The sequence below is a fragment of the Deinococcus pimensis DSM 21231 genome, from assembly GCF_000519345.1.
Classification (GTDB): Bacteria; Deinococcota; Deinococci; order Deinococcales; family Deinococcaceae; genus Deinococcus_A; species Deinococcus_A pimensis.
Genome location: NZ_KI912657.1, coordinates 40,881 through 52,234 on the forward strand (window position 1 = coordinate 40,881; position 11,354 = coordinate 52,234).

Annotated in this window: 12 protein-coding genes; 3 read left to right on the plus strand and 9 right to left on the minus strand. The window is 70.6% G+C overall.

Translation table 11 applies throughout. The features are described 5' to 3' along the window. Positions 1–207: hypothetical protein (locus DEIPI_RS40095; protein WP_027482485.1), on the plus strand; the 207-nt coding region annotated here is incomplete at its 5' end. Between the two features lie 49 nt (positions 208–256). Further along, positions 257–1,774, plus strand: a complete 1,518-nt coding sequence (locus DEIPI_RS31890) for a sensor histidine kinase (RefSeq protein ID WP_052351790.1) — start codon at positions 257–259, stop codon at positions 1,772–1,774. An 8-nt stretch (positions 1,775–1,782) separates the two neighbouring features. On the opposite strand, the gene DEIPI_RS0116430 is transcribed toward DEIPI_RS31890, so the two are convergent. The 5 genes from DEIPI_RS0116430 to DEIPI_RS0116450 form a co-directional block, all read right to left on the minus strand. Continuing rightward, complete coding sequence (locus DEIPI_RS0116430; RefSeq protein ID WP_027482486.1) at positions 1,783–2,190, minus strand: VOC family protein; 408 nt, start codon at positions 2,188–2,190, stop codon at positions 1,783–1,785. A 9-nt stretch (positions 2,191–2,199) separates the two neighbouring features. Beyond that, positions 2,200–3,351: a GGDEF domain-containing protein gene (locus DEIPI_RS0116435; protein WP_027482487.1), complete on the minus strand. Its 1,152-nt coding sequence runs from the start codon at positions 3,349–3,351 to the stop codon at positions 2,200–2,202. Positions 3,352–3,449: 98 nt separating this feature from the next. Beyond that, on the minus strand, positions 3,450–3,908 hold the full coding sequence (locus tag DEIPI_RS0116440) for an SRPBCC family protein (protein ID WP_027482488.1): 459 nt from the start codon (positions 3,906–3,908) through the stop codon (positions 3,450–3,452). A gap of 107 nt (positions 3,909–4,015) precedes the next feature. Beyond that, on the minus strand, positions 4,016–6,298 hold the full coding sequence (locus tag DEIPI_RS35700; protein WP_052351791.1) for a putative bifunctional diguanylate cyclase/phosphodiesterase: 2,283 nt from the start codon (positions 6,296–6,298) through the stop codon (positions 4,016–4,018). Positions 6,299–6,389: 91 nt separating this feature from the next. Next, positions 6,390–6,791 (minus strand): hypothetical protein, encoded by a 402-nt coding sequence (locus DEIPI_RS0116450; RefSeq protein WP_027482489.1) that lies wholly within the window; start codon positions 6,789–6,791, stop codon positions 6,390–6,392. Between the two features lie 151 nt (positions 6,792–6,942). Between DEIPI_RS0116450 and DEIPI_RS0116455 the strand changes: the two genes are divergently transcribed. Continuing rightward, positions 6,943–7,611 (plus strand): response regulator transcription factor, encoded by a 669-nt coding sequence (locus DEIPI_RS0116455; protein WP_027482490.1) that lies wholly within the window; start codon positions 6,943–6,945, stop codon positions 7,609–7,611. Between the two features lie 2 nt (positions 7,612–7,613). Here the strand turns inward: DEIPI_RS0116455 and DEIPI_RS0116460 are convergent, their stop codons facing one another. The 4 genes from DEIPI_RS0116460 to DEIPI_RS35705 all read right to left on the minus strand — a co-directional run bounded on the left by DEIPI_RS0116460 (position 7,614) and on the right by DEIPI_RS35705 (position 11,147). Beyond that, positions 7,614–8,279 carry a response regulator transcription factor gene (locus tag DEIPI_RS0116460; RefSeq protein WP_027482491.1) on the minus strand — a complete coding sequence of 222 codons (666 nt, stop codon included), beginning with the start codon at positions 8,277–8,279 and terminating at the stop codon, positions 7,614–7,616. 212 nt (positions 8,280–8,491) lie between these two features. Beyond that, a complete protein-coding gene (locus DEIPI_RS0116465) occupies positions 8,492–8,905 on the minus strand; it encodes a hypothetical protein (RefSeq protein ID WP_027482492.1) in 414 nt (137 codons plus the stop codon). A 10-nt stretch (positions 8,906–8,915) separates the two neighbouring features. Then, positions 8,916–9,194 carry a hypothetical protein gene (locus tag DEIPI_RS0116470; protein WP_027482493.1) on the minus strand — a complete coding sequence of 93 codons (279 nt, stop codon included), beginning with the start codon at positions 9,192–9,194 and terminating at the stop codon, positions 8,916–8,918. Positions 9,195–9,311: 117 nt separating this feature from the next. Then, on the minus strand, positions 9,312–11,147 hold the full coding sequence (locus DEIPI_RS35705) for a diguanylate cyclase domain-containing protein (protein ID WP_052351792.1): 1,836 nt from the start codon (positions 11,145–11,147) through the stop codon (positions 9,312–9,314). Positions 11,148–11,354 lie beyond the last annotated feature (207 nt).

Genomic DNA, 11,354 nt, shown 5'->3' on the forward strand with positions numbered 1-11,354 from the left:
TACCTCGCCGAGCTCTGCCGTCTGCTGTCCCGACTGCCCGCGAGAGTCCGGCAGGACGAGCGCGGCGCGTGGAGCGTCGTCGCGAACGTCAGCGCGCACGAACTCGGACGGGTCCGCGCGATGACCGACCGGGACGCGCTCGCGGCGGCCCTGGAGCGCGCGGCCCGTCAGGCGGCCCGGGAAACGGCGCGGCGGCACGGACTCTGAAGGTCCTCCGCACGTGACGGGCGGCCGCCCCTGCGGTTAGCATGAGGCCGTGCCGCCGGACAGGGAGGACATCCGCACCCGTGAGGACCTCACGACCCTGCGGCGTCTCGTGGACGCCAACCCGATCGGGGTGGTCCTCGGTCACGCGGACGGGCGCCTGCCCTACGTCAACGACGCGTACCTGCGTCTGCTGAGGATCAGCCGCGAGGACTACGAGGCGGGCCGCCTCAACTGGCAGACCGTCACGCCGCCCGAGTGGCTCCCGGCGGACGAACGCGCCATCGAGGAGACCCTGCGGCGCGGCTTCTGCGCGCCCTACGAGAAGGAGTACCTCCTGCCGGACGGGACGCGCGTGCCCGTCCTGGTGTCCGTGGCGCGCGCCAGTCCCGACGACGAGTCGCTCGTGGCGTACGTCGTGGACCTCACGGACCGCAAGGCGCTCGAACGCGCCCTGGACGATCAGAACGCCCGCCTGCGCGCCCTCAACCGTCAGATCCTGCAGAGCGCCGCGGAGGGCATCTTCGGTCTCGACGCGGAGGGCCTGACCACCTTCGCGAACCCGGCGGCCCTCGCCATGACGGGCTTCACGGCGGAGGAGATGCTGGGCCGCCCCCAGCACGCGCTGATCCACCACACCCGCGCGGACGGCACGCCCTACCCGGAGGAGGTCTGCCCGGTCCGGCTGGCGCGCGAGGACGGCGTGACCCGAGTCGTGGACGACGAGGTGTTCTGGCGTCGGGACGGCACCAGCTTCCCCGTGGAGTACACCGCCACGCCACTCAGGGGCCTGCGCGGCGAGATCGAGGGCGTCGTCGTGACGTTCCGCGACGTGACCCGGCGCCGCCTCACCGAACAGGAGCTGCGCCGCACCGCGGACGACCTGAGGCGCAGCAACCGCGACCTGGAGCAGTTCGCGTTCGTCGCCGCGCACGACCTGCAGGAGCCCCTGCGAACCATCACGAGCTTCGCTCAGTTGCTGGAGCGCCGCTACGGGGACGTGCTCGAAGGCGACGCGCGCCGCTACCTGAACTTCGTGACGGGCGGCGCGACGAGGATGAAGGCCCTCGTGGACGCGCTGCTCACCTACGCCAATCTCGGCGCCACCACGCCGCCCGTCACGGACGTGGACCTCGACGTCGTCGCCGGGGGCGTGCTGGAGGACCTGCGTGACGCCGTGGAACGCTCGGGGGCGGTGGTGACGGTGGGTCCGCTCGGCGTCGTGCGCGGCGACGAGGACCGCCTGGCCATGGTGCTGCGCAACCTCGTCGCGAACGCCCTGAAGTTTCGCCGCGAGGGTGTTCCGCCGCGTGTGCACGTCAGCGCGGAGCGCGTGGGGAGCGCGGTGCATCTCCGCGTGAGGGACAACGGCGTCGGCATCGGGGAGGCGTACCTCACGAAGGTCTTCGGGATGTTCCAGCGTCTGCACCGCAAGGACGAGTACGAGGGCACCGGGCTCGGGCTCGCCATCGTCCGCAAGGTCGTCGAGAGCCTCGGCGGCGACGTGCGCGTCGAGAGCGTTCCGGGCAAGGGCAGCACCTTCCACGTGCGTCTGCCGCTCGCGCCCTAGCGCGGCCTTCAGGCGAGCGGCGCGAAGAGGTCCACGGCGTTCCCGTCCGGGTCGTGCAGGACTGCGTAGCGCATGCCCCAGGGCGCGTCGAAGGGCTCCAGGTGTCCGAACGCGCCGTGCGCGGTCACGTGCCGGTAGGTGGCGTCCACGTCCGTGGGCGTGGGCAGCGCGAACGCCAGGGACATGCGCGCACCGCCCGTCGGGGCCCGCCACTGCGGGTCGAAGCTGCGGATGACGTCCTCCGTGTCCCACGCGAGCCGCAGGTCGCCCACGCGGACCTCCACGTGACCCTCCGTGTCGGCCTCCGCAGGAAGATCGAGGCCGAGCAGTCGGTAGAAGGCCAGCGACGCCTTCATGTCACGGACGACGATGCCGACGAGGTCGAGGCGGGGAATGGGACGCGCGGGTGTGCTCATGCCCGCACCTTACCCTGTCCGGGTGGGCGCGGCCGCGGAATCCATCTGAAGGTCTCCCGACGTCGCGAGCCCGTCGCGCCCTCGGCGCTTCACACGGTACATCGCGGCGTCGGCGTGACGCAGCAGCGTGTGCGCGTCGGCGCCATGGCGGGGATATTCGCTCAGTCCGGCGCTCACGGTGAGGTGGTGGGCGTGCCCGTCCAGATCCACCGGGCCGCGCACGGCGTCCACGTACCTGCGCGCGGCCTCCTGCCCGCCGGCGAGATCTAGACCGGGCAGCAGCGCCACGAACTCGTCGCCGCTGAGACGCGCCACGACCTGCCCGTCCTCACGGCAGTCGTCGAGGCGACGGGCGACGTCCTGCAGCGCGGCGTCCCCTGCCGCGTGGCCGTACGCGTCGTTGATGGTCTTGAAGCCGTCGAGATCGAGGTACACGAGGCAGAAGGACGTCCCCTGCGCGCGGGCCTCCTCGACGGCGCGGCCCAGCAGCCGATCGAGGTGCCGTCGGTTCGGAAGTTGCGTGAGCGCGTCCGTGAGCGCGAGCGCCTCGGCGCTCTCCGCGAGGGCGGCGGCGCGCGCGTAGCGCTGCGCGCGCAGATGCGAGGCGCGCGCGAGGACGTGGATGGTCGCGCTCGAGAGCAGCAGTTGAACGATGGCGTTGGCGCCGTCCGGATCGACCGGGCCGGGCCGCAGGATCACCGCGGCACCGACCGTGAGGGGCAGCGCGAGCATCAGCGCGAGGTTGAAGCGCAGCGCCACCCGTCCGCTCGGGAGGAGGTACGCGAGGGAGAACACGGCGGGCAGCCACAGGAACGACGAGGCGACCCCGAGCGGCAGGGGCCCGTCGGTGGTGAGGACCAGCACCCCGAGCTTCGCGACGAAGAAGGCCGCGGCGCTCGTGAGCGTGACGAGCACGACGGCGAAGCGGTCCCCGGGCCGGAGCCCGATCCAGAGGGTGAGGATCAGGAAGAGCGCCCCCATGGCCGGGTAGACCACCTCGTCGAACGGGTGGACCCGTCCGGTGGCGCGCTCCAGCAGCAGGGCCGCGCCGAAGGTGACCGCGACGACGGGCAGCACCCGCACGAGCGTCCGGGCGGTGAGACCGACGTCGAGCGCGGCGTCGGCGGCGGGCGTGGAGGAAGGTGGGGAAGGGGGTGTCACGGAGACCTGTCCTCGCAGCATCGCGGTTGCGTTCTGACGAAAGTCTTACGCGGGACGCCCCGAGGCGCGAGCTCGCCTCGGGGCGTCCCGCGTGAGGCTCAGTGGGCCGAGGGCGGCTCTTCCTTGCCGCCGTGACCCTCGATCTGGTTCTTGATGCTGTCGAGCGCCTTCACGATGCCCTCGTTGATCTGGTGCTGATCCGGACCCTGTCCGGGCATGGGGCGGTTCGCGGACTCCTGCGGGGTCGGATCGAACGTCAGGTGCACCGTGACGTCCGTCTCCTCGTTGCTGACGGGCTTCACCTGCAGCCAGCCCGCGTACCTGAAGTCCCCGTCGGAGCTCCACTCCATCCGGCGGCCCGCGTCGTCGCGACGGAAGAAGCCGTCGCTGGCGTACTGATGCCCGTGCGCCTCGCCCTCCACGTGGACCTTCTCGCCGGACGCCATGTGGGCCTCGCGGGTGGTGGGAAGGTACTTCGGCAGGTTCCGGACGTCGGAGACCCAGGCGTACACGTCGTCCACGGGCGCCTGGATACGTTTGGTGTTCTCGAACTCCATGAGGTCCTCCGCTCGAAAGGGGCGAGATGTCGATCTTCGCCCCTTTGTACGCGTCGTGTGGGGAAGCGCGGTGAGGATTCCCGGCGCTCCCCTTCACCGTCCGCGCATCAGGCGGGGCGTCGGGCGAGGTCGTGCTCGGTCATGGGCTCGGCGCGGGGGCGTCCGAACAGGTAGCCCTGCCCCAGACCGCAGCCGAGCGTGTCCAGCGTCCTCGCCTGCGCGTGGGTTTCGACGCCCTCGGCGACGACGTCCAGCCCCAGGCTGTGAGCCATCGTGATGATGGCGCGGACGAGCGGCAGTCCCTCGTCCGGCAGGCGCTGCACGAACGATCGGTCGATCTTGAGGAGCTGAACCCGCAGGCGGTGCAGGTAGCTGAGGCTGGAGTAGCCCGTGCCGAAGTCGTCCACCGCGACGCGAACGCCCAGCTCATGAAGCTCGTCGAGCTTCGCCACGGACCCGGCGAGATCGTCGATGAGGGCGCTCTCGGTGAGTTCGAGGACGAGCGCGCCGCCCTCCACGCCGCCGCTCCTGAGGGCGTCACGGACGTCACGAACGAAGGAGTCCCGCGCGAACTCGTGCGCGGACACGTTGACGCTGACGTACAGGTCGGGTGACGCCTCACGCCACACGCGCACCTGCGCGAGCGCGCGGCGCAGTGCCCACGCTCCGAGCGCGTGGATGAGGCCGTGTGCCTCCGCGACCGGGATGAACTTCAGCGGGCTGACGCTGCCGAGCACGGGCGAGTTCCAGCGCAGCAGGGCCTCGAAGCCGAGTACCCGCGAGTCGGTGAGCCTCACGATGGGCTGGTAGTGCAGTTCGAATTCCTCCGCGGTGAGCGCGAGGCGCAGGTGCGTGTCGAGCCTCAACTGCTCCACGGCGGTGTCGTCGTAGCGGTGGTCGTAGGCGCGCCAGGTGTTCTTGCCGTTCTTCTTCGCCTCGTACATCGCGACGTCCGCGTAGCGCAGGGCCGTGTCGGGGTCGGCGGTGTCGCGGGGGCACAGGGCCACGCCGATGCTGGCGCTGAGGAACACCTCGTGCCCGAGCGCGTCGATGGGCTGGGAGAGGGCGCGCAGAAGGTGCTCGTTGAACTCGGCGAGGTCGTGATGGCAGCGGACGTCTCCGCGGATGATGACGAACTCGTCCCCGCCCGCCCGCGCCACGAGGGCGTCGGCCCCGGCGCCCTCGCTCAGCCGGGCGGCCATGACGCGCAGCACCTCGTCACCGACGCGGTGGCCGTAGGAGTCGTTGACGAGCTTCATGCGGTCGAGGTCGACGAACAGCACCGCCGCGAGGTGCCCCTGCTGCCGCGCCACCTCGATGGCGTGCTGCAGGGAGGCGCGCAGGCTGACGCGGTTGAGGAGGCCGGTGAGGTGGTCGTGGCGGGCCTGGTAGGCGAGGCGGCGGCTGAGCCGCTGGTTGTCGCTGAGGGCGAGGACCTGACGGACGAGGACGAGGAGCGTGACCCAGCCGAGGACGGGATCGACCCGGTCGCGGTGCGGTGCGAGCGTGCCGAGGTGGAGGAACGCGAACAGCGCGTAGGTGACGATGATGGCGGTGTTCGGCACGACGACGCCGCTGGCGCTGCCGTGCTCGTCGGCGAAGTCGACGAGGTCCGTGGCCCGCGTGGGGGAGGTTCCGGCCCGGTGCGCGGCGGCACCGAAGAGGACCGCGCCCCAGACCCAGAGCGTGTCGAGCGGACCGCCGACCTCGTAGGTTCCCTCACCGGTCTGATAGGCGTAGCCGAGGTCGGCGCCGAGGAAGAGCGCGAGGCCGCCCGTCAGGAGGCCCACCTGCGTCAGGGACAGGTGGCGTGGACGCCACAGCAGCAGGGCGAGCAGCAGCGCGCACAGCACGAGGTCCACGACGGGGTAGGCGAGCGCGACGGCGAGCGCGAAGGGCTGCCCGGCGTACGAGGTGATCGCGTCGTGCGCGTGGACGTCCCACAGGACGTCCCCGACGGCGAGCACCACGATGACGATGTCGAGCAGGAAGCTGAAGGTCTGGTGACGTTCCAGGCTGCGGCGGGGCAGGTGCGCCACGCCGATCAGGAAGCACGGGACGAGCGAGAGGTAGCCGACGTCCGCGAGCGACGGGAAGGGGCTCTCGGACGTGAACAGGTCGATGAAGGTATAGACGACCTGACCGGCGCCCCAGGAGAGGATGCCCGCCGCGATCCAGGCCCAGGCGGACCGGGTGGGGCCGCGCCGACGTCGAGCGGCGCCGAACGCGAGGGCCGCCGCGAGGGCGTAGACGGGGAAGAAGAGGAGGTTGCCGACCGTGGCGCGCCAGGCCTGCGGGGGAGCGCCGAGCAGGGTCCAGACGAGGTGCAGGGTGGCGAGGGCGAGGAGGACGGCGAGCGCGGTGGTGGGGAGACGGGTACGGTGAATCAAGGCGGTCCACTCCAGGCTCCATCCGACAGCGATGAGAGTACCGTGAAGCTAGCACGCGGCCTCTGACAGGCCCGTCACAACGGCGGCCTCCTCACATGAACCCGCGTTCCTCCATCTCCACGGCGGAGCGGTACGCCGCCTGATTCGCCGCCGAGGACGGCAGCAGCGCCACCGCCTTGAGGACGTTGCCGCGCATCTTCATCCGGCCCTCCGTCAGTGCCTTCATGACGTTGAGTTCGCCCGCCCAGAACTGATGGGCCGTGAGCGCGTCGGGCAGTTCGAAGAGGAGGTCCGGGGTGTCCGGCAGTTCGTCCCAGATCGCCGTGGTGCTCCCGCTTCGGCCGTCGAGCAGCAGCACGAGGTCCGGTTCGCGGTGGACGAACGCGACCGCCGCGCGCGCCCGGCCGAGCGTGTCGGCCTCCCCACGCTCGGCCTGCAGTTCCATCATGCGGGTGAGTCGGTTCCTGAGTTGCTCCGCGCTCGTGTGGACCATTGCGCACCTCCGTCTCCGGCCCATGGTAGCCACCGATGGGGTGCGTCGGTGTGCGCCGCCACCGGATTCACACGTGCATCAAGTCAATCTCGGCTCACCCCTCATCGTGCGGGCGCCCGCGCGCCCCACACTCGAAGGGAAGGGGTGTGTCATGCAGCAGCGGATCCTTCTCGTGGAGGACAACCTCGACATCGCACAACTCATCAAGGAGGACCTCGAACACGCGGGCTTCGAGGTCACGCACGCCGCGAGCGGCGCGAGCGGGCTCGTGAGCGCCCGCGAACACCTTCCGGACCTGGTGCTCCTCGACCTGGGCCTGCCCGACTTCGACGGGATCGAGGTGGCGCGCAGGCTGCGGCATTCGAGCGCCGTGCCGATCATCGTGCTGACCGCCATGGACGCGGTGGAACGCAAGCTCGCGCTCTTCGAGGTGGGCGCGGACGACTACGTCACCAAGCCCTTCAGTTCGGACGAGCTGCTCGCGCGGGTGCGGGTGCAGGTGCGCCGTCAGCAACCGCGCTCCCTCCTGACGCTCGGTGAGCTCGAACTCGACATCGTGCGCCGCACCGCCCGGCACGAGGGACGTCCGCTGAAGCTCTCCCCGAAGGAGTTCGAGATTCTCGCGTTGCTGATGCAGAAGCCCGGGCGGGTGTACTCGCGCGAGGAGATCGTGGCGTCGCTGTGGTCGGGACAGCCGCCGCCGGGCGCCGGCCTCATCGAGGTGCACATGGCGAACCTGCGTGAGAAGCTGCGTGCCTGCGGCGCCTTCGGCGTCCTCAGGACGGTCCGCGGCGTCGGGTACGGGGTCCGTCCGGCCTGAGCTCAGCCGTCGGCGCGCAGGGTGTAGCCCACGCCGCGAATGGTCCGCAGCAGCCCGTAGGCGCCCTCCTCGCGGAGTTTGCTCCGGAGGTTGGCCATGTGGACGTCGAGGACGTTCCCGGCGGGCGTCGGGCCGTGCCACAGGCCCCGAGAGAGCTCCTCACGCGCGAAGACCCTCCCGGGATGACGGGCGAGCATCGCGATGAGGTCGAACTCCTTCGCGGTGAGCCGCAGCCGCACGTCCCGGTAGAAGCAGGTGCGGTCGGCACAGCGCAGGGCGAGCGGTCCCACACGGATGTCGTCGCCGCGTTCCGGGACGAGGCGCTGGGCGATGAGGGCGAGCAGCGCGCCGAGATCGACGGGTTTGCTGAGGTAGTCGTCCGCGCCCGTCCGGTTCGCCTGGGGACTTCGGTCCGCGGCAGGAGGCGACGAGAGCACGATCACGGGCACCTGCCCCGAGCGTTTGAGCCGGGCGATCACTTCCCCGGCGTCGAGGTCCGGGAGGTGCAGGTCGAGCAGGACGAGGTCCGGGTGGAACTCGCGGACGAGCGTGAGCCCGCGAATTCCACCTCCTGCGTGCCTGACGGCGTATCCGGCCTCGCCGAGCTGACGGGTCAGGATGCGGGAGGCGTCGGGGTCGCTGTCGATCAGGAGAAGCTGACGGGGCATGTGATCCTCACGGGCGTGTTCTACGTGGAACGGACGGCACGGTGGAGATCATGTCTCGTGACGGAGAGCGTGCGGAGGTCGGCGAGGACATGAAGGAGCGGGTCCATCCCTGACGAGGGGAAGGCGCTCGGGACGGACGGGAATCGCTCACATCTGACCGCGACGGCGCGGCGGCAGCGTAAGAATGCCGTTCAGAATTTCTTGAGGAGACGTCAGGCGGCGGGCGTGAAGGTGCCCTGCGCGGCGTCGTGGGCGACGACGCCCTCGCTGCACAGCAGCTGCAGCTGGCGCTCCACGTCCTGCGCGCGCTCGCCGAGGACGCGGGCGAGCTTGGCGGGCGAGGCGGGCGCGATCGTCTTCAGGACGCAGCGGACCCGGTCGCGCAGGCGCGTGGCGGGCGTGCTGTGGGTGAGCCAGAGCGCGTCGAGGATGACCTCGCCGGTGCTCGTGAGGATCAGGCCCTCCTGGGTGTGACGCAGCAGGTCGAGCCGGACGAGGACGTCGATGACGTGTTCGGTTTCCTCGTCGTGGGGAAGGTCCGCGCGGGGGCGTGCGGCCGCGCTGGTGCGGTTGAGGACGGCGAAGGTCTGCGTTTCGGTCAGGTGGTGTTCGGCGAGCAGTTTCATTCGATCCCTCCTAGGCCAGGATGGCGTGGACGTCGTGGCGGTGTTCGACGTAGCGGGCCGCACGGTCGATGCTGCCTTCGAGCGTTCCGGCGTGCCAGCCGCTGACGGGCATGGAGCCCTTGAAGATGACGAAGGCCGCTTCGGCGGATTCTTCCTCGTCGACCGTGAGGCGGTCGTCGTCGAGGAACCAGCCGAAGGTGTAGCCGAGCGCTTCGAGGGCGTCGAGACGGTCGCGGAGCTCGGACGTCAGGCTCGCTCGCCATTCAGGAAGCGTGAAGGTTGCGCTCATGGATGAAGCATAAGCAAAGAAAAGCTCTGGATGGTAAGAACGCAACTTCATGAAGGTCATTGATTAAGGTCGTGAATTTCATTACACGACTCATGAAGTCAATGAGGTCATCCGCGCTCAGGACGCCCGCAACCCCACGGCCGTGAGCGTGTACCCGGAACCACGCACCGAACGGATGGACACGGACGGGGACAACACGGCCAGCTTGCGCCGCAGGTTCGAGATGTGCACGTCCAAGACGTTGCTTCCCTCGCCGCGGCGCGAACCCGTCACACAGACCATGAGCTCCTCGCGCGAGAACACACGCCCCGGAAAACTCACGAGCGACACCAACAGCCGGGACTCCGTCGGGCTCAACTGCGCCCGCCGATCCTCGCAACGGACGGTGTGAGCCGACGGGTCCACCTGCAGCCCGAGCGCCCGGAGCGGCGGCTGAGCCCCTCCGATCTTCCCCTCCGGGCCGGAGGGCGGCCGGACGACCCGGCGCTGCTTCGCGGCGTACATTCGCGCGTCCGCCTCCTGCAAGGCGTCGTGCGCACGCACCTCCGCGCCCACGCGCGACCCCGTTCCGACGCTGGCTCCCACCCGGGGGAAGTTCGACTGGCGCACCACCGCCACCGCGACGTCCACCAGTTCCTGCAGGGCGTCGTGAGCCCCCGCCTCGGGCCGCAGGAGGACGAACTCGTCACCGCCGAGACGGAAGACCTCGTCACCGTCGGCCGCCTCGGCGCGCAGGGCCTCCGCGAAGAGGCGCAGCAACGCGTCGCCCCTGGAATGTCCCAGCGTGTCGTTCACGGCCTTGAACCCGTCGAGGTCGAGCAGGGCCAGCGTGAAGGGCCCCCCCGAGCGGTCGAGCGCCTCCAGGGTCTCGTCGAAGGCGCGGCGGTTCGCGAGCCCCGTGAGGGCGTCACGTCTCGCGTCCGTCTCCGCGGACCGCAGGGACGCCAGACGACCGAGCGCCGCCTGCACCGACCTCGACGCCGCCGACAGCAGGGCGCGGTCACTGCCGCGCCAGGGCCGCCCCTCCACCCGCAGCGCGCACAGGGCGTAACTCGTGCTCCCCACGCGGCCCAGCGGAAGCGTCACGGCGGCGCTCGCCGCGGTCTCACCCAGCGCCGCCCGGACGTGAGCGTCGCCGAACGTCGCGTCGACGAAGCCGGACTCGCCCGTGCGCACGAGCCCGGTCATCAGGCGCGACATCCGCGCGTCGCCCGCGTCGAGCGCGCCGGACGACCACACGGTCTGGACGTCGGTGGCCCCGGCGTCCTCCACCGTCAGAAGGCCCGCCCAGTCCACCGCCGTGGCCGACGCGACCTGCTGAACGGCCGCCCGGCACGCCTCCTCGGGGGAGAGGTCGTACCCGAGAAGCTCGTGGATCGCCGTGAGGATCTGCGCGTGCTGCACGCTCTGACGCAGGTCCTCGGTGACGCGTTCGCGGGCGCTCACCTCACGTTCGAGCTCCAGGGTCCGCAGGCGAAGCTCGAGCTCGTCCACGACGATGCCCGCGAAGTCCTTCAGGACGCGGCGCTCCCGGTCGCCGAACTCGCGCGGCTCGCTCTGCGTCACGCACAGGGTGCCCACACGGTGCCCGGTGGGCGTGACGAGCGGCGCGCCCGCGTAGAGTCGGATGTGCGGCTCGCCCGTCACCATCTCGTAGTTGCGGAACCGCTCGTCCGCGACCGCGTCGGGAATCACGAGCACCTCGTCGGACAGGATCGTCCACGCGCAGAAGGATTCGGAGCGGGGCGCCTCCGTGTTGTCCACACCGACGCAGCTCTTGCCCCACTGGCGGTCGAGGTCCACGAAGTTGATCACCGCCAGGTCCGTGCCGAGCAGGTCCGCCGCGAGGCGCGTCACACGGTCGAACGCCTCCTCGGGAAGGGTGTCGAGGATCTCGTAGCGGGCGAGGGCGAGCAGACGCTCGAACTCGTCGGAGGGGAACGGCGCGGCCATTGGGATGAATGTAGCGTAAAGGACGTCCCTGTTTCAGCGGCGGATGTCGTCTCAAACGCGAATTCTCGTCACGTTCCGGTCACGCTCGTCCACTGCGCTCTCCCGGTGCGCCGCTCCCACCTGCTGCCCGCCGTCCTCGTCGCGATCGTCGCCACGCCCGGCCGGCGCGAGACCGCCGTGACGCCCGCCCTGCCCACCACGCGGCGC